The organism is Leucobacter albus, assembly GCF_039528015.1.
Taxonomy (GTDB): Bacteria; Actinomycetota; Actinomycetes; order Actinomycetales; family Microbacteriaceae; genus Leucobacter; species Leucobacter albus.
On the sequence record NZ_BAAAKZ010000016.1, the window covers coordinates 38,537 to 57,245 of the forward strand.

The 18,709-nt window shown below is 70.0% G+C and carries 17 protein-coding genes; 3 read left to right on the forward strand and 14 right to left on the reverse strand.

All coding sequences use genetic code 11. The features are described 5' to 3' along the window. Nucleotides 1-55 precede the first annotated feature (55 nt). The 9 genes from ABD115_RS14920 to ABD115_RS14960 form a co-directional block, all read right to left on the reverse strand. Nucleotides 56-1,576, reverse strand: a complete 1,521-nt coding sequence (locus tag ABD115_RS14920) for a hypothetical protein (RefSeq protein WP_343962295.1) — start codon at nt 1,574-1,576, stop codon at nt 56-58. Then, nucleotides 1,573-1,929 carry a hypothetical protein gene (locus tag ABD115_RS14925; RefSeq protein WP_343962297.1) on the reverse strand — a complete coding sequence of 119 codons (357 nt, stop codon included), beginning with the start codon at nt 1,927-1,929 and terminating at the stop codon, nt 1,573-1,575. The genes ABD115_RS14920 and ABD115_RS14925 overlap by 4 nt, the downstream gene beginning before the upstream one ends. Nucleotides 1,930-1,995: 66 nt before the next feature. After that, nucleotides 1,996-3,237: an RDD family protein gene (locus ABD115_RS14930; protein WP_343962299.1), complete on the reverse strand. Its 1,242-nt coding sequence runs from the start codon at nt 3,235-3,237 to the stop codon at nt 1,996-1,998. Then, nucleotides 3,237-4,643 (reverse strand): hypothetical protein, encoded by a 1,407-nt coding sequence (locus tag ABD115_RS14935; protein WP_343962301.1) that lies wholly within the window; start codon nt 4,641-4,643, stop codon nt 3,237-3,239. Before ABD115_RS14935 ends, ABD115_RS14930 begins: the two co-directional genes overlap by 1 nt. A 65-nt stretch (nt 4,644-4,708) precedes the next feature. Beyond that, nucleotides 4,709-5,113, reverse strand: coding sequence for a hypothetical protein (locus ABD115_RS14940; RefSeq protein WP_343962303.1), 405 nt, complete (start codon nt 5,111-5,113; stop codon nt 4,709-4,711). A gap of 1 nt (nt 5,114) precedes the next feature. Beyond that, nucleotides 5,115-5,948, reverse strand: coding sequence for a hypothetical protein (locus ABD115_RS14945; RefSeq protein ID WP_343962305.1), 834 nt, complete (start codon nt 5,946-5,948; stop codon nt 5,115-5,117). Next, a complete protein-coding gene (locus ABD115_RS14950; RefSeq protein WP_343962307.1) occupies nt 5,945-7,039 on the reverse strand; it encodes a hypothetical protein in 1,095 nt (364 codons plus the stop codon). Before ABD115_RS14950 ends, ABD115_RS14945 begins: the two co-directional genes overlap by 4 nt. Nucleotides 7,040-7,202: 163 nt before the next feature. Beyond that, the gene (locus tag ABD115_RS14955) at nt 7,203-7,484 is read right to left on the reverse strand and encodes a WXG100 family type VII secretion target (protein WP_343962309.1); all 282 of its coding nucleotides are present in this window, start codon (nt 7,482-7,484) and stop codon (nt 7,203-7,205) included. Nucleotides 7,485-7,532: 48 nt separating this feature from the next. Next, nucleotides 7,533-7,850: a WXG100 family type VII secretion target gene (locus ABD115_RS14960; RefSeq protein WP_343962311.1), complete on the reverse strand. Its 318-nt coding sequence runs from the start codon at nt 7,848-7,850 to the stop codon at nt 7,533-7,535. 278 nt (nt 7,851-8,128) lie between these two features. On the opposite strand from ABD115_RS14960, the gene eccD reads away from it, so the two are divergent. From eccD to ABD115_RS14975, 3 genes are read left to right on the forward strand one after another with little or no spacing between them, the layout of a single operon-like run. Further along, nucleotides 8,129-9,472 (forward strand): type VII secretion integral membrane protein EccD, encoded by a 1,344-nt coding sequence (eccD, locus tag ABD115_RS14965; RefSeq protein ID WP_343962313.1) that lies wholly within the window; start codon nt 8,129-8,131, stop codon nt 9,470-9,472. Nucleotides 9,473-9,474: 2 nt separating this feature from the next. Next, on the forward strand, nt 9,475-10,803 hold the full coding sequence (eccB, locus tag ABD115_RS14970; protein ID WP_343962315.1) for a type VII secretion protein EccB: 1,329 nt from the start codon (nt 9,475-9,477) through the stop codon (nt 10,801-10,803). Continuing rightward, complete coding sequence (locus ABD115_RS14975) at nt 10,800-12,215, forward strand: S8 family serine peptidase (RefSeq protein WP_343962318.1); 1,416 nt, start codon at nt 10,800-10,802, stop codon at nt 12,213-12,215. Before eccB ends, ABD115_RS14975 begins: the two co-directional genes overlap by 4 nt. Before the next feature lie 27 nt (nt 12,216-12,242). Here the strand turns inward: ABD115_RS14975 and ABD115_RS14980 are convergent, their stop codons facing one another. The 5 genes from ABD115_RS14980 to ABD115_RS15000 are packed head-to-tail and all read right to left on the reverse strand — an operon-like array spanning nt 12,243 to nt 18,613. Further along, a complete protein-coding gene (locus ABD115_RS14980) occupies nt 12,243-12,824 on the reverse strand; it encodes a hypothetical protein (protein ID WP_343962321.1) in 582 nt (193 codons plus the stop codon). Then, on the reverse strand, nt 12,821-13,642 hold the full coding sequence (locus ABD115_RS14985) for a PP2C family protein-serine/threonine phosphatase (protein WP_343962323.1): 822 nt from the start codon (nt 13,640-13,642) through the stop codon (nt 12,821-12,823). Before ABD115_RS14985 ends, ABD115_RS14980 begins: the two co-directional genes overlap by 4 nt. Continuing rightward, nucleotides 13,639-16,260, reverse strand: coding sequence for a transglutaminase domain-containing protein (locus ABD115_RS14990; RefSeq protein WP_343962325.1), 2,622 nt, complete (start codon nt 16,258-16,260; stop codon nt 13,639-13,641). The genes ABD115_RS14985 and ABD115_RS14990 overlap by 4 nt, the downstream gene beginning before the upstream one ends. Further along, nucleotides 16,257-17,615 carry a DUF58 domain-containing protein gene (locus ABD115_RS14995; RefSeq protein WP_343962327.1) on the reverse strand — a complete coding sequence of 453 codons (1,359 nt, stop codon included), beginning with the start codon at nt 17,613-17,615 and terminating at the stop codon, nt 16,257-16,259. Before ABD115_RS14995 ends, ABD115_RS14990 begins: the two co-directional genes overlap by 4 nt. Beyond that, complete coding sequence (locus ABD115_RS15000) at nt 17,612-18,613, reverse strand: AAA family ATPase (protein ID WP_343962328.1); 1,002 nt, start codon at nt 18,611-18,613, stop codon at nt 17,612-17,614. Before ABD115_RS15000 ends, ABD115_RS14995 begins: the two co-directional genes overlap by 4 nt. Between the last annotated feature and the right edge of the window lie 96 nt (nt 18,614-18,709).

The following is an 18,709-nucleotide window of genomic DNA, read 5'->3' on the forward strand; positions in this document are numbered from 1 at the left end:
TAGCGCCAAGGCGAGCGCTATTGCCGCGGCTGCCGCGGCAAGTCGGCGCCGCCGGCTATCGCTGTACGCTCTCGAAGACCTGGTGGTCAATGATTTCACCGCCCATCCAGCTGTACTCAGCAGAAACGCCTGCCGCGTGCAGGTCGATGGACGCCGCATAGTTGTTGTTATTGTGCGCTTTGCCGTTCTCGCCCTCCCCCGAAGGAGCTGGTAGCTCAACACGCCGCACGTTCGGGAGGGTCGCGCCATCGCTGTTGAAGTCGAGGCTAGGCACAACATCACCTTTGTGCTGGAATGCGATCACAGGAATGTGCGGGGGAATGTTGAAGGTGTCAATCGGCGACCCGTTCGTTACCACCCCGATGGTGGTGTACGGCAGGTTCGTGTTTTCTGCGAGCTTGGCGGCCATGATGCCGCCCTGGCTGAACCCCGTGAACACGACAGGGTCTCCCGCAGACATCCCGGCTTCTCGCATTGCGCGCATCACCGCCCGCTCGTATTGAGATGCCATCTCGGGGTTCTTCTCAAGCATTAGTGCAGCATTCGTGTTGAGGTCGTTCATCGCCCCACCGCCGAAGATATCGAACCACTGTTGCGTGGAGGGTAGTGACACGACCCAGTGCTCGCTGCCATCGGGCCCGCGCACGAGCTTCACGTCGATCGCGGTCGAGCCCGCCTCCCCGAGCCTGTCAGTGAGCGAATTCGCCTGCACCAGGTCAGCCAACGAATCGAGGCTATTCCGAGGAAACGTTCTTCCTGTAGAGTCACTGACGTTGTCCGCAACCTTGTCCAGCTTGTTCCGCAGCGCCTCATCGTCATATCGCTTCACGTCGCCACTCGCGGTGAGCGCGTCCCGTTTCGCCCCACCCAGAATTACGCCCGGCAGACCGAGAACCAACCCGCCGGCAACCGGCAGCATGAGTGCCAGCGTCTCGCGCAGCCGGGTCAGCGCTTCATCGATGACCGGGCCGAGCTTCTGCAACAAGCCTGCGAGGTCTGCGAATGCGCCGAGCATGTTTGCAATGAGCTCTCGGCCCGCCATGATGAGTTCGGCTGCGGCCGAGGCGAGTTTGTACAGCTGTTCGACCTTCTCGAACGGGTTGAGCGTGAAGCCGAAGAGCGCCCCGATCAAGCGGGCGAGCCGGTCAAGGAAGTCGAAGATGAACTGGCGCACCCCGGCGACGACGCGTGAGGCAAGCCGCGCAGCAGCGGCAACCGCCCCCGACCAGTCGGCGGCATCACGCGCCACGGGCTTTAAGTCTTCGTAGCGGAGCTCCAAAGTTCGCACAGTGCGGCCCACGAGCGAGCCAAGCTCTTGCTCAAGGGTGCTGAGCTCGTCAGCGACGCCGACGAGCGTGCTCTCGACCTGTTCCCACGAGGCGGCGACGCCCTCCACCTGGCCGGGGTCACCGAGGAGCTCGTGGAACCAGGCCTCGAGCGGCTGCACGTAGCTCAGCGCCCAGCCGACAATATCGGGCGCAATGTTCGGAACACCGGTTGGCATCGGGGCCATGAGACCGTTCGCCCACGCCCCGCCTCTTACCGCGCCTGTGAGCCCGCCCACGGCGACGCTCACCCGCCGACCTCCGTGCCGTCAAACGCCGCAACGGCGGCCTCCTCGACCTCCGCGAACGTGGCCTTCGCAGCCCCCACGCCCTCTGACATTCGGGAGGCGAACGCCGATGCCGTGCTGGCGAGCTCACCAGTTCGGCTTGCAAGGCTGTTCATTGGGCCGACGAGAAGGCTATTCATCACCCCGAACGCAGCCGACCCCAGGCTCGCTGACGCGGGGCCAACGGCCCCTGACAGCGTGCTCGCCTGCGCAGCGAGCCCCTGCTGCTGGCTATCGCACACGGTGTCATCGATGACGATCTTCTCAGCTGCTGACGCGTTCAGTGTGCGCTCCTTCGAACGGTGCGGAGTGGACACTTTCACTCTAATCGCAACTGCACAGGCCGCGCCCAGTCAATTTGTGACCAGCTGAGTGTCGGCCACCTATCTCGGCATTTCTCCGACAACCGTGGCGACGGTGAAGCTGCGGTCGCCGACCTTCACGCGCGAGCCGTCTTCGAGTCGCACACGCACACCAGGTGCGAGCGGCGACGCGGTGCCCGTCTCGTCGAGCATTGCCGAGCCGTTCGTCGAGCCGAGGTCGGTGAGCCACACGCTTTCGCCGCGGCACTCGATGCGCAGGTGGGTCTTCGACACTGAGCTATCTGGGTCTTCGACGACCCAGAGCTGGTCTGATGCCTCGGTCGGGTCTGGCTTGCGGCCGAGGTTGAGGGCGAGCGGAATGGGCAGCTGCACGCGCTGGCCCGTGTCGAGCGTGAGCAGCAGCTGCTCCCCTACAACAACCTGTTGCACGGGCGGCGGCGCGGCGATCGGCGCATCTACCGAGACAACGCCGCTCGGCAGCTGGCTTTCGGGCGCTGCCGCGGGCACGGCCACTGGCGCGGGCTGCGGGCTCACCGGCGCCTGCTGGGGCGGCGCCTGGGCTGGCGTGCTTTCGGGGGCGACGAGCGCGTTCGCGGCCCAGGCCTCTGCGCCCTGCGCCCACGCCTCGCGCTCAGCCCGCGTCGGCACCCGCACCACGAGCGTGCGCCCGGCACGGTCTGCCCAACTGCGCCCCATGCGCATCGGGTCTGCTGCGCTCGTCGCGACCACGATGAAGCCGCCGATCACCGCGACGAGGGTGCCCGCGCCGAGCACGAGGGAGCGCACGGCGCCACGGGCGACGCCCGGCGAATAGGGTGCGTCGTCGCGAACGGTGCGGATCCGCAACGCAAGATTTCCCAGCGTCGCTCCGGTGCGAGCCTCGACAAACGCGAGCACGGCGGCCGCTTCGAGCACCGCGATGCCCGTGAGCCATAGGCTTCGCGAGCCCAACCAGACCGCCACGCCGACGAGCAACACCGCGACGAGGTCGATGGCAAACGCGCCGAGGCGCGCGCCCGTCGTCGCCGGGCGTGCCCACGCCCTGGCGCCAGCGAGCGCCTGCGCGAGCCTCGTCGACACACCGCGTTGCTGGGCGGCAGGGTTCACGTGTGGTGCCGCGCCAGCCGGGGCAGCGCCCGGGCGCACCACCGGCCGCTGCGTGCGCTGCCGCGAGGCGGCTCGGCGATCGCGGCGCGACTGTGTCTGCGACGGCGTTTGCGATTGTGTCTGCTGCGGCCTCAGCGATGGCACGCTCGGCGGCCCCGCGTGGTTCGGCGGGCCCTGCGGCTGAAAATGACTCATTACGACAACACTCCTCGAAGCACGTCAATCGCCCCCGCGGCGAGCAGCCCTGCCGGCAACACCATCGCTACCGCAAACGCTTCCACAATATCTCCAGTGCGCGACCAGCCCAGCGAGCGGGCGCCGCGCTGCAGTGCGACGCTTCCCGCGCCCACCGCAACGCCCGCGAACAGCAGCACGCCGGCCGCTGGCAGCAGCCACTGCACCGGCACACCGGGCGCCACAGCGAACATCACCGCGGCCCCGAGCACGCCGGCGAGGGCGGCGACGCGCTGCGGCCGCTTCAGCATCGGGGCGACCGTGCGGCGCGACACGAGCAACAGCGCAGTAATCGCGAAGCACACGAAGACGCCCGCGCCGATACGTTCGACGAGGTTGCCCGCCGACAGCGGCTCAACTGCGAGCGCAATGCCGGGCACCGCGAGCACCGCAAACATCACGGTCGCCGTGCGCAGTCGCGACTCGGTCACAGCAACCATGTCGAGCACCTCGTCGCCGTCGACGCGTTCGATGTAGCGCGGCACCCTGCCCCGCACCGTCCAGCGCAGCGCCATGTAGCGACCGTAGTCGATCGAGTACCCCTCTTCGACGTTCACGAGTAGCGCGGGGAGCGCTCGAATCATGAGCACACTCGCCCCAGCTGCGACGATGAAAAACTCGCGTGCGCCCCACCCGATGAGCGGGCACGCCGCGGCGAGAATCGCGGCGACGGTGGCGATGAGGGCGGCGGTGGCCGCTCCGGCCCGCACCACGCGCGCGCGTGCGAGAGCCGAGAGCAGCACGGCGATGAGCGCGATGCCTGCAAACCCCAGGGAGCAGGCGAGCATCGCATCCCACAGCGGGCCGCGTATGCCGTCGGCGCCGCGCGGTGCGGCGAGCACCCCGGCGATCGCACCGAGCAGCAGCGCCGGGAAGATCTGCGGGCCCGCCTCGTTCTCGCCAGGCTCGGCCCGGTTCGCCTCGGCAGCCACCCGTGCCGCTCCGGGGCTGGCAGCGACGCCGAGCGCCAGCACGAACGCGGCAACACCGACAATGAGAGCGGTCGCGTTGCGCTGCATCGCCGAGTCAGAGGCAACCGCGATCACCGCGGCGGCGAGCGCCCCTGCGACCACCCCCCAGGGCAGCAGCCGCACGCCCGAGCGCGCGCCGCGCCGCCGGCGATCTTCGTCGATGGCGGCCCGCGCACTCGCGATCGCGTACAGCCCGCCCTCACGCAGCTCGGCGGCCTGCGTGCCGGGCTCGACCGTGGTGCCGCCTGGGCCGAAGACGCGGTCGCCCGGCCCGAGCCGCACGCCCGCGACCGCGAGCGCGTGGTCGAGCGCATCGCCGGCTGGCACCACGAGATCAACACGAGATCCCGCGGCGTGCACGGCAATGCGTCGAAGCGGGGCCGGGGCAGAAGTCACGATGTCAGCTTAGCGATCGGTGTGCACGAGCGTGGCAGCAATCGCGTGCAGCCATGCGCACGCGCTCAGGGCGTGAGGTCGCGCAGCCGCGCGACGGTTTCGGCGAGCTGAGCCTGCGCCGCCGCGAAGTTCGGCGGCAGCTCTGCGCCCTCGCCAACTTCCTTGGCGCGCTCGTCGGCAATCTTGCCGATGTCTTCGCCCATCTGCTTGCGCACCGCCCGAGCCTCGGGCGACAGGTCGAAGCCCTGAATGATGTCGAACTCGGTTGTCTGCCCAAGGTCGATGCGCTGCTGCAACACCTGCCAGTCTTTGCCGCTGTCACCGCGCCGCCTGGCCTCGGCGGCCGCTTTCGCTGCAACCGCGCGCTCGCGCTCGCGAGCCTCGCGGGCCTCGCGGAGCTCACTGGTCTGTGCTGCGACTTTCTTCGTCGCCTCGCGCAGCTGCGCGATTGCCTCTTCTGCGCTCAACATGTCAACGCCCTCTCGTGAATCCGCCGGTGTTTCCGGCACCAGCCAGTGCCGTGTTCCCCGCGCCGGCAATCTTCGTCACCTTCCCGGCAATCCCAGCTCCAGAATCGACGAGCCCGGCGAGGGTAGAGACGATCGTCGCCGCCTGCGAGAGCGCCGTCGCGGCCTGTCGCACCGACGCGTACATGCCCACGATGCCCGAGTGAATGGCCGCAACGGCCTCCTGGAACCCGACGAACTGGTTGAACAGGTCGGCGATGCTCGCCATCCACCCCGTGATCGTTGCGACTGCGGAGGCGACGAGGCCGACGATAGCGACGGTGCCAACCGGTGGCGTGGCGAGCGCTCCAACCAGGGCCAAGCCGTACGAAATGATGCCCTGGAGCACCTCGCCGATGAATTCGACGATGCCACGCGCAAACGCGGCGAGCTCAGCATCCATCACCCCGGCCTGCTCACACTGCTGCGGCAGGTCTGCGAGCAGCTGACCGAGGGTACGCTGGCAGCGCGCGAACTCGTCAGCAGCCTCGCCGAGCCAACCGTCGCCGACAATATCGTCGATGCCAATCACGCGCTGGTTCACTAGCGCCACGGCTTCGCCGCACTGCGGCCAGGCAACGGCGGCGCGCTCGAGCGCGTTCCAGTCACCGACAAACGGCTTAAATACAAACTCTTCGAGAGGGCTAAATTCTAGAAAAAGCCCAATGACCGCGTCAATTTGCGAGAGGCCGGGAATGGCGTTCGACGTGATGCGATTAATCGCCTGGTCGACCTGGCTGGGCGCCACCGGCGCAACCAGCACTGAGCTCAGGTCAAAGGGGGTAGCGTTGCCGGTCACAGTGCGCTCCTCTCACCGCGGGCGTATGCCGCGGTCACAAGATCATCAAAGTTAAAGGCGATCGCTCCGGGCATCGCCTGTGTCGTAGTGCCGGTGCCCGCTGGCGTGAAGCCGATGGTCACGGTGCCGCCGGCCTCGCTGGGGCGCACCACCACGATCGGGTCGCGCTGCGCCCAGCGCTCGGCGAACACCTCTTCAGAGGTGCCAATCTTCGAGGCAACCTCGGGCGGCAGCCCGCACTCGACCACCCAATCGGGGGCGTGCGCGGTACCAGCGTGGCAGCGGCCGCAGTGCGGCGGGCAGCCCTGCTGCACCTGTTCACCGAGGCAGACGTTGCACTGGCAACCGGCGGGGTGCGCGTCGCACTCACCGCAGCGACACCCGACCGGGTGACCGTTGCCCTCGGTACCGTCTTCGCCGTCTTCGCCGTCGGTGTCTTCACCGTCGGTGTCTTCACCATCGGTGTCGTCACCATCGGCGTCTTCGTCGCCGGGCTTGGTCGGGTCGGTGTCTTCACCGTCGGTGTCTTCACCATCAGTGTCTTCACCATCAGTGTCTTCACCATCAGTGTCTTCGCCATCGGTATCTTCACTACCGGGCGTCTCTGGCAGCTTTGGGTCTTCGATCTCGGGCTCAACAGCAACCGGCGGCGTCACCGGGGGTTCAGAGACTGGCGGCTCTGCGACGGGCGCTGGGCCTCCGCCGCCGAAATCGCCACCGCCACCGCCACCGCCACCGCCGAAGTCACCGCCGCCTCCGCCGGTGTTAACTGGCCCATCCATTTCCGCCTCGAGCGCTTTGCAGACTTCTTTGGCTGCCTCTTCAACCTCAGCCATGTCGTCGCGAGCGGCGAGCACGCTCATGCCCGTTGCGTACAGGGCCTCGCTCAGCGCGGTGAGGTTGTCCATAACGGCGTCGCGCGCCGCGTTGTGAATCGGCTGCAGGGGCTGCAGCAGAACGCCGAAGGCGCCGTCGAGCGAGCAGTGTTGCTGCGCGTATCGGCCTATCTCGCGCGCCGCCTTGGCACACTCGGCGACACCGGCCGCCGCGTTTTCCATGACTGGGGAGTCGTAGTTGATCTTGCTACTCATCGCAGGGGTCTCCTAGACCTCGTCGTTGTGCTGCCGGGAACGCTTGCCGCAACACCAATCGTTGCCTGACTACTCAGGGCTCAGTGTGGTCCACGGGCGTGAGCAGACCCGTGGCGAAGCAAAGGGGGCCACGGGAAACCCCCGTGACCCCCATAGCTTGGTGCTACATCGAGAAGCGGCCCGCGTTGCGCGCGTCGCTCTGGTTGTAGGTCTGAGCGATCTGCTCGGTGCTGCCCGAGATGCGCTCAAGGAGCGACTGCATCTCGTTCAGCGACTGCGTCCACTTGCGCTGCGCAGCATCGTACGAGTTCTGAGCGTCGCCGCTCCAGGCTGCGCGAAGGCGACCGACCTCAGACTCGAGGCGCTCGATCTCGGCGCGAATGGCCTGCGAGCCCGAGCGGAGCTGGGCTGCTGATGCACTGACCTGTGCGGTCTGTACTGACATTGACTGCATGTGTAAAACCTTTCTTCAACCGGTCACGGCAAGCCGAGACTAGTTGCCGCCCATCATGGCCCCGAGGCCCGAAATTGCCTGCTGGTGCTCCTGCTCGGTGGCAGCCTGATCTTGTTCGGTGCCGCGAAGCGCGGTCTCGAGCTCGATGAGCACGTTGTTGAGCTTCACGGTCTCTGCGTCCCAGCGAGCCATGAGCTGCGTGAACGACAGGGCGGCCGAACCGGTCCAGAAACCACGGAGCTGTTCGATCTCGCTGCGAACCTGCTTGGTGCGCTGGTCGATGCCTGACTTTGCCTCTGCGACGGCCTGCTGACCGCGGCGTAGGGCTCCTTCTTCTGCGGAGATGGTCTGAGCCAACTCAGCCTCCTTCGGAATGACGCACCCTGCGGGCGCGCGGTGGGTGAATATTCTGAGAGGGCGAACCCGCTACCCCGAAGCATTTTCGAGGAGACCACGCCCGCCTACGTTCCAACCTACGGCAGGGTTCGGCGAAGCACAAAGCGATTTTGAGACATCTTTCAAAGAATTCTGGGCGAATAGGGCACACATTCGCTGCTCACAACCACTAGGGCATGGCGTGATGCAGGGCATAGGATCGATACCGTTCGCCCGTTTCGCAACCCTTCGGAGAAGATGTGACCGCCCAAGCGCCCGCAGAACTCGACGCGATCGTACGCGTCTCGGTGGTGCACGCAGAGCGCCGCGTCGACCTCGTGCTCCCCGGCCGCCTCCCCCTGGTTGAGGTGCTGCCCGGAATCGCGCGCGGGCTCGGCGTACTCGACCCGACGGTGCTGCACGGCGGCTACCGGCTCACCCGCGCCGACGGTTCGGCGCTCGATCCGCGCCGCGGCGCCCTCGCGCAGGGCATCGACCAGGGCGAGATTCTCACCCTCGGCCTCGGCGGGCTGATCGCGGCACCGAAGCAATATGACGACCTCGTCGAGGCCGTCATCGATGCGACCTCGTCGCACCACGCGGCGTGGCAGCCGGCCGACGCCGCCCGCACGGCGACCGCGGTGAGCCTCACACTCGTCGCGCTCAGCGCGATTCTGCTCGCGCTGCAGCCGCACACAAGCTTCGCCCCTGCCGCGATGGCCGCGGCGGGCACCGTGGTGCTGCTCGCAATGGCCGCGACACTCAGCCGGCTGCGGCAGCACGAGTCGGGCATCGCATTCGGCATCGCCGCCGCGGGCTTCGGCGCGCTCAGCGGCTACCTCTTCACCCCAGCCGAGCTTGATCTCTGGGGCTACCCTCTCGCTGCGGCTGGCGCCGGCGCGATCGTCGCGGGCGGCGTCGCCATGCTCACCGTGCAGCGCCCCGTCGAGATGCTCGCCCTGCCCATCGCGTTCGGCGCGATCGTCGCGCTCCCCGCGAGCGTTGTCGGCGTGACCGGCATCGCGCCGGCAGGGCCCTACGCGATTATGGTCGCCATCGCGGCGACGGTCGCCGGCGCGCTGCCGTGGCTCACGCTCAGCAGCACACGGGTGCGCGTCGTCTCGCCGACGAGCGACACCGAGATGTTTGCGCCGCCGCCCCCCATCGACGGCGATCGGGTGAAGGCGCGCATCAACGCAGGCCACCGCCTGCTCGTCGCGGTTCGCGTCGCGTTTGCACTCGCCGTGCTCGTGGCGACACCCGTCGTGGCCGCCGGCAACTGGATGGGCACGGTGCTCACCGTCATCGCCGGCGCGACGCTTATGTTCCAATCGCGCCAGTCTGCCCGCCGCGCCTCGGTGCTCGTGCTGCTCATCGGCGGCACCGCAATCATGGCGGTGAGCGGGCTCGTCTCGATTCTCACCCACCCAGACGAGGCGCCGCTGCTGCTCATCGTGTTGCTCAGCGCGACCGGCCTCATCACCGGCCTCACGCTGCTCAGCGACCGGGTGCGCATGCGGCTCACCCGCCTGGGCGACGGTATCGAGGTCATTCTGCTCGTGCTACTGCTGCCACTCGCCGTCATCGCCGCCGGGATCGCGTAGCCGTGGCAACGAAGAAAGACCTCATCGAGGCGCAGGCGTTCAGCCGCAACCGGCTGCTCTCAGCCTTCATCGGCGGCGCCCCCGGCGGCAAAGAGCTCGAGCCGGCGAAGCCGCTGCGTGCGGTGTTCGGCGGCATCGCCCTCACCGCAATGGTGATTCTCGCGGGCGTGTTCATCGGCCTGCTCAGGCCGGGCCTGCCCGGTGGGTGGGAGAACAACCGGCTCGTGGTCGCGCGCGACACGGGCGCTCGCTATGTGAGCGTCGAGGGCGTGCTGCACCCGGTGATCAACACGGTGAGCGCGCGCGTGCTCATTCCCGCCGACGAATTCGCCGTCGTGAGCGTCAATCAGTCGTCGCTGTCGGGCATTCCCATCGGCGGCACGATCGGCATTCTCGGCGGGCCAGACACGCTGCCCGCGGCGAACGACCTCGACGGTCGCAACTGGGTGTCGTGCGGCACACACGAAAACACCGAGGTGTGGCTCGGCGGGCAAGATCGCACCGCCGCGCCAGCTGGCTCGGGCACCGTCGTCACCCGCGACGGCGACACCTTCGTCATCGGAGACGGCATCAGCTACGCCGTGCCGGCGGGGCAAGAAACAGCGGTGCTGCGCGCGATCGGCCTCGAGAGCGCGGCCGCGAAGCCCGTGCGTGGCGACTGGCTCGCGCTGTTCGACACCGGCGCAGACCTCACCCCGCTCTCGGTGCCGGGAGCCGGGCAGACCGCCCCGGGGCAGGAGCTGCCCGTTGGCAGCGTGATCCACCCCGTTGGCAGCCCCGAAACCGAGCGCTACCTGCTCACCGCAGACGGCGCGCTCGCGCCCCTGTCGCCGCTCGCGCACCGGCTGTATCTGCTCGCCGACGGCGGCTCTGGCCTCGGCAACCCCGTCGAGGTGAGCCCCGCCTCGATCGCGCAGTTGCCCACCGTGGAGCGCGCCGGCGGCGCCGATTGGCCAGAAGACACGCTCACACCGCTGCCCGTTGCCGGCGCACCCTGCGCGACGCTCGCCGGGCCAGCGAACGACCAGCGCACCGCGCTCGCCGGTGGATCGCGCAGCGTCTCACCAACCGCGCCAGCCGCGGGCGGCGCGACCGTGCACGTCCCAGAGAACGTCGGCGCGCTCGTGCGCGGCGGTCGAACCGGGTCGCTCGTGCTCATCGACTCGACGGGAACGGCCTACCAGCTGCCCGGCGGCGTCGGCGTGAATGCGAAACAGCTCGGCTACTCGGCGAAGCACGTCACCACGGTGCCCGCCGGCTGGGTGCGCCTGCTGCCCGCCGGCCCCGAGCTCACCCCGGAGGCTGCCGGCGCGACCCCGGAGAGCCCGTGAGTAGCGGCGCGCGCCCGCGGCCCGCACGCGGGGCGGCCTTCGGCGCCGTGACGACCCTCGTCGCGGGGCTCGCGCTCGGCCTGCTCAGCCCGCTCGCCGCGCACGCCGCACCGACTGAGCCAGCGCCAACGACTGCCGCGCGCGCCGGGCTCACCGGGCTAGCAGTCGATGCCGCCGCGCCCGAGGCCTGCTCGCCCGGTGCGGTGGCGCGCATTCCCGGGCCGCCACCAGTGCTCGAGGCCCTCAACGCGGCACCCGGCACCCTGCCGTACACGGGCAAGGGCGTGCTCGTCGCGGTCGTCGACTCCGGCGTCGACGGCACCCGCCCCCAGCTCGCCTCGGCGCTCGCCCCGGGGAGCCGCTCCCTCGTCAGCGACGACGCCAGGCCAGACGGTCTCGGCGACCCCTTCGGCCACGGCACCGCGGTGGCCGGCATCATCGCCGCCAGGCCCGAGAGCGGCTCCGGCGTGACCGGCATCGCCCCCGACGCGCAACTCGTCTCGATTCGGGTGTTCAGCAGCACCGACGAGCAGGCCAAGCGTGCGGGCACCGGCCCCGATGCCGAACGGCTCGCCGCCGGCATCAGAGATGCCACCGACCTCGGCGCCAAGATCATCGTCGTGGCGATGAGCGACGACCTTGACACGCCCGCGCTGCGCGCGGCAACCGAAAACGCGTACGCGCGGGGTTCGCTGGTTGTCGCGAGCGCCGGTAACCGCAGCACCACCGAGGTCACAACCGACAGCCCCCGCTACCCAGCGGCCTACCCCGGTGCCCTCGCCGTCACCGCGGTGACGCTGTCTGGGCGCCCCACCGACGACTCGATTCACGGCAGCCACATCGACGTTGCCGCGCCCGGCCAGAACGTGCTCACCACCGCAACCGGCGCGGGCGACTGCGTCTACGCCGGCGACGCGCCCTCGTCGAGCTTCTCGACCGCCTACGCGGCTGGCACCGCGGCGCTACTCGCCGAGGCGTACCCGAACGAGGGCCCCGAGGGGTGGATGTATCGCATGCAGGCAACCGCCGACCGCCCGAACCCCGACGGTCGCGACGATCTCATCGGCTGGGGCCGCATTTCGCCCGCCGCGGCGCTGAGCCTGCGGCCCGACCGCACCACCCGGGGGCCGGCAAGCCCCTTCGCCGACACCAGCGGCTCGGCCGTCGCGCGCCCTCACACGCAGATCGCACGCAGCGAGACCGCCGAGTCGAACCCGGCGCCGGCGATCATCGGGGCCGCCGCACTTGGCGGGCTCATCATTGTGCTCGCGCTTGTAGCTCAGCTCAGGCGCCGCCGGGCTGAGCTCGCGGGCGCTGCCGCTGCCGCTGCCGCTGAAGCGAACGGGGCAGACGACGAGGCCGCCGAGGCCCCGGAAGACGACGAAGCTCACCCCTACGGCCCCCGCGGGTAGCGCTTCGCGCTGTGCCTCGTTTCTTGGTTAGGGGCGCAGCAGCTGGGTGAGCACCCACCACAGCCCAACGCCCGCGACGATGGGCACTGCGACGGCCCCCGCCCAGGCGATGACGCTGAACTTTCGGTTGAGCCGCGCCGCCGACGGCAGCAACTCGCGCTCGGCAACCGCTACCGCGTACCCCGCGGGCGGCGCGCCGATCACGCGCTCCAGGTCGAGCGCGTCGGTCGTGGCGGTGAAGCCCTCGCCGCGCGCGCCATACACGACGGGAATGCCGCTGCGCACGCCGCCCCGCGGCAGCGAAGACTGCTCCTTCGCAAACGGCGCAGCGGGTGCCCGGCGCTTCGCGTCGAGCGGGTTCTTGAACAGCAGCTTCGCGAGCTCCGGCGGAATCTCCTCCGGCTCCTCGACAGGGGCGCCCACCACTCCGGGCTTCGCCGCCGGCTCAGCTGGCTGCGCGTGCGCGGCACCGGGCTGCGCAACGGCGATCGTGGCGTCGTCGACCGCAGCCACAGCGATCGTGGCATCATCGACCGCAGCCACAGCGATCGTGGCGTCGAGCTCGTCGCCCTCCGCGGCGCCCGCATCTGCCCTCGGCTCGCCGCTCATCGCGCCACCTCTCCCGGGGTGCGCCTGCGCGGCACCGTCGCGGTGAGGGTGTCATCGCCGTCGGTTTCGCCGACCGATGGGTGCTCGGCAGGCAGGTGCCACGCGCGCCCGCCGCCGACGGTGTCGACGATAATCACGGTGACGTTGTCGCGGCCGCCTGCCTCGTTCGCGCGGCGCACGAGCTCCTCGGCCACGGCCTCGGCCCTGCCCCCCATGGTGAGGGACGCCCGCAGCTCTTCGTCGGCGAGCTCGGTGGTGAGCCCGTCAGAGCAGATGAGCAGCCGCGCGCCGGTCTCGACTGGCAGCAGCCACGAATCTGCCGTGGTGTCGGCCGAGCCGAGCGCGCGCGTGATGATGTTGCGCGGCGGCCGCGCACCCAGGTGGGCGGGGCCAACCTCGTCGCGCAGCGAGTGGTCGACGGTGAGCTGCTGCAGCTCGGCACCGCGGTGCAGGTAGACCCGCGAGTCACCGACGTTGAGCACGAGCCAGGCGAGCTCACCCTCGCTCTCCACGAGCACGGCACCGGTGAGCGTGCACCCCGCCCCCTTCTCGCGCCCGGCGGCCACCTGCGCGACCGCCGCGCGCGCAGCATCAAGCGCAGCCGACACCTCGGGCACGCTCGACGGCCGGCCCGGCTCGATGCGCTCGGCAAACGCGCCGATAGCGGCCTGGCTCGCCAGGTCGCCGGCCTCGTGCCCGCCCATGCCATCGGCGACAAGAAACGCGGGGGTGCTGGCGAGCGCCGAGTCTTCGTTCACGGCCCGCTTCTGCCCGACATCGCTCACTACGGCGAAATCGAGTTCAACGCCTCGCATCATTTCGTCGTCTCCTTCTGCCGCCCCCGGCGCAGCACGTCGCGCACACTCGCCCACGTAAAGCTCCCGAACGAAGCAAACGAGAACCGCGCCATGAGGCGCTGCCACACGCTTCGATCATCCCACTGCTCGGCCGTTCGGGCATCTACGATCTCCCACAGCGTATCGGCCGTTTCGTCGGTGATGCCCTCACGCGCGTACACTGCCTGGTCGACTGTCCACGCGATCCACTCGCCGCCGTCGACGCCGAGCTGGCGCATCGTGTCGGTTCTGCTGCCGCGGGGCACGCGCGTGCCGCCGTCGCGGTAGGTGTCGAGCAGCTCGTCCCACGCAGCAAGCGCGCGCAGCTCGGGCACCTGCTGCGAGCGCCTGGCGCGCCCGCGCAGCCGCTTCACGAGCGGCACGAACAGCGCGAGCATGGCGATCAGCAGCACGCCGAGCAGCGCGAGCCCGATGAGCCTGAGCACCGGCCACAGCGCGCTGAGCCCCGCCGCATCGTTCTCGCCGTCGTTGCCGCTTTCTTGGTCGCTCATGCCAACGGGCGGGTCGCTCTCGCTCGCATCTCTGTCTTCGGGCTGCGTCGGAAACTCGGGCAGCTGCTCGCCCTTTTGCAGCATCGTCGGCGGCACCGCCACCTGCGGCGACACATCGATCGGCGCCCACACCCCGTCGGCGCCAGCAACCTCAACCCAGGCGGCGAGGTGCTCGCCCGTGCAGACCGTGGCGCAGGCCGGAATACCGGGCACACCGTCGTCTTCGCCGCCGAGGCGCACGCCGACGACCACGCGTGAGTCGAAGCCCATCGCGCGGGCAACGAGCGCGGCGGCCGCTGCGAACTGCTCGTCGTCGCCGATGCCGGCCACGAGCATAGCCTGCGTGCTGTCTTCGCCCGCGGCGAGCTGCTGCTCGGTGAGCTGGCCGAACAGCTGCTCGACGCGCGACCACGAGTGGCCGCCCGGGCTCGCGACGAAGCGCAGCCCCTGCTCTGCGGCGAGATCGCGCAACCAGAGCCCCTCGCCCGCGCCGTCGGTGAGCGAGTGGCTGAGGTAGCCGCGCTCGCGCAGCCTGTCGATGGCGGTGGTGAGCCCCTCGCCGGTTTCGGGCAGCTGCTGCAGCTTCAGCCAGCGCGCGAGCTCGGGCAGCGCCTCGGTGTCGACGAGGGGCTGCTCGCTCGCCGGCCGCGAGTCGACCGTCGCGGGCGAAGCCGCGCTCATCTCGACGCGGTAGCCGTCGCCGGCGGCGAGCCCCCGCGCGGTTGGCACGGCCACCGCGCTGCCGGTCGCCCGGTTGAGGTAGAAGCTGTCTTCGAGCTGCCCGGCGCGCGAGCCGGTGAAGCTCGGCGGCTCGCCAAGCGGCGCCGAGATCGGCACCCACACATCGGCGTAACCACCCAAGATCTCGACGCTCACCCTGGCGGGGTCGGCGATCGCGCCGCCGCTGGGGAAGCGGGCGAAGCGCCCGGCTGCCGCGCCCTGGCCGACGGTGAAGTCGACGCCGTCGTACTCTGGCAGCACGGCGAGGGTGAGCCGCTCGGGCAGGCGGCCGCCGTCTGCGGTCACCGAAAACAGTTCGGCCTGCAGCGTGTCGTCGCGCTTCCAGGCGCGGTAGGCAGCGAGGGGGCTCACGCGATCCTGAATCACCAGCTCGGGGTCGATCGCGTCGCGCGGCACCGTGCGCGCGCCCTGCGTCACCAGCGGGGCGACAACGAGGGCCGCGGCGAGCGCCGCGACGACCGTGACGGCGGCAACTAGGCCGCGCACCGCCGCGTTGCGGCGCACCGCGCGCCGCCCGGTGACTGGCCGCGCGCTCCCGGCCGCGTCAGCGCCCGCCGGGTCAGCACCGGCCACATCGGCGGCGTCGAGCGCGGCGTCTGCCTCGCGGCCACGCTTCAGCGCCTGGCGCCTGGCGCGGCCCGACGACCACGCCACCCAGGCGACCGCAGCGCCCACCGCTGCGAGCCACAGCGCGAGCTCGCGCGGGGCCGCCACGGTGATGCCGCCGAGCCGCAGCGGGGCGCTCACCGCAGACGAGCCAAACACCGTGCCAAACAGCACCGGCAGCACATAAGCGACCCCGGCAACGGGCGCCCACCTGCCGCCGCGCAGCACGAGCGCGGTCGCCGCGGCAACCGCAACAAACACGACCGTCAGCACGGGCACGAGCACCGTCTGGTAGGTGCCGACGGGCAGGGCGAGGGTGAGCAGTTGCTTCCAGCCGAGCGCCACGGCGGCGATGCCGTCGCCGAGGCCGCGCAGCCAGCCGAGCGGGCCACCGGCGAGCGCGCCCGGCACCCCGAGCGGCAGCAGCAGTACAAGGAAGCCGAGCGCGAGCGCGACGAGCGTCATCGCCCCCCAGCGCAGCCGCACGCCGAGCCACACCGTGGCAAAGGCGACAAGCGCCGCGATGCCGGTCACGAGCCACAGCGTGGGCGTTTCGTAGATCGGCCAGGCGGCGAGCGCCGCGAGCACGGGAACGGGCGCGACGGTGAGCGCCGGCGCAACGACCGACGTGAGCGCCGCGCGCCACCAGCCGTTCGCGGCCTCGCGGCTTCGCGATCGCGACTGCGCTTGGGTCTGCGCTTGCGTTCGCGCTTGGGTCTGCGCTTGCGTTCGCGCGCTCATACGAGGCCCCCTCGAAGCAGCAGTTGCGGCAGGTCGCCAAGCTCGCCGACGGTGAGCAGCCAGTTGCGGTCAACGAGCTGCGCCGCAGGGTCTGCGAGCCGCTCGCACCGCACGGCGACCACCGCGACGTCAGGCGGAAACGACACCGCCGCGCGCCGCAGCCGCGCCGGGTCTGGCACCGAGCCCGTAACGATCGTCACGACCGAGAGTGGCCGCCGCGACTCGGCGAGCGCGCGCGTCAGCCACTCGATCGGGCGCGCCTCCTCGGCCGCCTCGAGCTCGGCCCACGAGTCGAGCAGTTGCTGCGGGGTGTTCGACGGCAGCTCTTCGAGCCCGTCGATGCTCGGCCGCAGCTTGCCGGGCGCCCAGGCCGACGCGATGAAACGCTCGCGCCCCTCGCGCACGGCCTGCAGCGCAATCGACGCGGCGACGCTCACTCCCAGCTCGAACTCCTCATCGCTCGCGTACTCCTCGCGGTTCGCGTCAAAAATCACCGCGGCGCGCGCGGTCTGCGACTCCTCGTACTGGCGCACCATGAGCGTGCCGGTCTTCGCCGTCGACTTCCAGTGCACGTGCCGAAACGCGTCGCCCCGCACGTAGTCTCGCACCGCGTGAAACGACAGATCGGAGTCGGTGAGACGCCGCGACGACGCCCCCTCAAGGTCGCGCACGAGGCCCGCCGAGCCCGGCGGCAACAGCACGGTCTTCGGGTGCACGTACACGAGGTGCCGGTCGCGCCAGGTCACCTCGCGGTGAAACAGGTTGAGCGGGTCGCGCCTAGCGAGCGTGATGGGGCCGACCTCGACGACGCCCCGCTGATCCGCCGCGATGGGCACCGGAATAACGGTGCGGCCGCGACCCGCGATGAACGGCACGGGAATCTCGCGCAGCGCGTCACCAACGGGCAGCTCGGCCGTCGCGGGCAGCGCGGGGCGCACACCGGCGTTCTCGACATCGATGCCGAGGTGCACCGCGCCACCAACGACGACCCGCTTGCGGTCGATCTCGAGGCGAATCAGGTAGGCGCGGCTGCCGATGAGAAACGGCAGCGCAATCACCACGAGCACCGCGGCGGCGATCGCCACAAACCACGCCTCCACCCAGCCGAGGGTCGCGCCGAGCACCGCGGCGATCACCATGATCGCGACGACGCTCCAGCCCGTTGGGGTGACGGTCTGAAACCACCTGCGCCACGTGCGCTGCAACCGCTTGCGGTTGCGCCGCCACCACCTGCGGGCACGCGTGCGCTGGGTGCGCACCCGGCCAGTGCCGGTGTCACCCCATCGCGTCGTGCCGTAGGTGCGGCTCGCGGTGCCAGTTCCCCAGTCGGGGGCCCGCGACGTATCGTGGCTCACGCGGCGCCGTTCTCCTGCGGCACGGGAATATCGAGCAGCACGCGGCCGACGACATCGAGGGCGGTCACGCCGTCGAACTCGGCCTCGGGTTCGAGCACGATGCGGTGCGCGAGGGTTGCGAGCGCGAGATCGCGAATATCGTCGGGAATGACGTAGTGGCGCCCGTTCGCGGCGGCCCACGCGCTCGCGAGCCGCACGAGCGCGATCGCGCCGCGCACACTCGCGCCGAGCCGCACGTCGCTCGCGCGGCGCGTCGCCTCGACGATGCGCACCGCGTAGTCGGCGACGAGCGGGCTGACGTGCACGCGGTGCACGAGGCCCTGCGCCTGCGCGATCATCTCGGTGGTGACAACCGGCTGCAGTTCGGTCGCGCGGCCGCGCTCGCCGAGCAGGATCCGCGCCATCGCAGCATCGTCAGGGTACCCAATCGAGGTCTTAATCATGAAGCGGTCAAGCTGCGCCTCTGGGAGGCGGTAGGTGCCCGCCTGCTCGACAGGGTTCTGCGTGGCGATCACGAGAAACGGCGAGCCGACGTCGTGGCTCTGCCCGTCGACGGTGACGTGCCCCTCTTCCATCACCTCGAGCAGGGCCGACTGCGTCTTCGGGCTCGCGCGGTTGATCTCGTCGGCGAGCACCACGTTCGCGAAGATCGGCCCGGCGTGAAACTCGAACACCCCGGCGCGCTGGTCGAACACCGACACACCGGTGACGTCGCCGGGCAGCAGGTCGGGCGTGAACTGAATGCGCGTCGACGTGCCCTGAATGACCTGGCCGAGCGCGCGCGCAAGCGCCGTCTTACCCGTGCCCGGCACGTCTTCGAGCAGCACGTGACCGCCAGCGAGCACGCTCGCGAGCACGAGCTCGATGACGCGGCGCTTGCCATGAATGACCTGTTCGATCGCTCCGGCGCTCGCATTGAACACCTGCGAGACCCACTGCGCTTGCTCGGCTGTCATCGCCTGCGACGTGTCGGTCTGGGTGGTGGTTTCGCTGGTCATGGTGTCCTTCACGAATCGGTGTGATCGGGAATCTGGTCTGGGTCGAGCTGAGTGGCGCTGGTGTTGCCGGGTCGTACCGGCGCGCCGGGGCTTGGG

Coding starts and splice junctions, on each gene's coding strand:
- ABD115_RS14955 (WP_343962309.1), bottom strand. CDS start 7,484: ATGTCAGTACAGACCGCACAGGTCAGTGCATCAGCAGCCCAGCTCCGC.
- ABD115_RS14980 (WP_343962321.1), bottom strand. CDS start 12,824: ATGAGCGGCGAGCCGAGGGCAGATGCGGGCGCCGCGGAGGGCGACGAG.
- ABD115_RS14940 (WP_343962303.1), bottom strand. CDS start 5,113: ATGTTGAGCGCAGAAGAGGCAATCGCGCAGCTGCGCGAGGCGACGAAG.
- ABD115_RS14990 (WP_343962325.1), bottom strand. CDS start 16,260: ATGAGCGCGCGAACGCAAGCGCAGACCCAAGCGCGAACGCAAGCGCAG.
- ABD115_RS15000 (WP_343962328.1), bottom strand. CDS start 18,613: ATGACCAGCGAAACCACCACCCAGACCGACACGTCGCAGGCGATGACA.
- ABD115_RS14985 (WP_343962323.1), bottom strand. CDS start 13,642: ATGATGCGAGGCGTTGAACTCGATTTCGCCGTAGTGAGCGATGTCGGG.
- ABD115_RS14930 (WP_343962299.1), bottom strand. CDS start 3,237: ATGAGTCATTTTCAGCCGCAGGGCCCGCCGAACCACGCGGGGCCGCCG.
- ABD115_RS14950 (WP_343962307.1), bottom strand. CDS start 7,039: ATGAGTAGCAAGATCAACTACGACTCCCCAGTCATGGAAAACGCGGCG.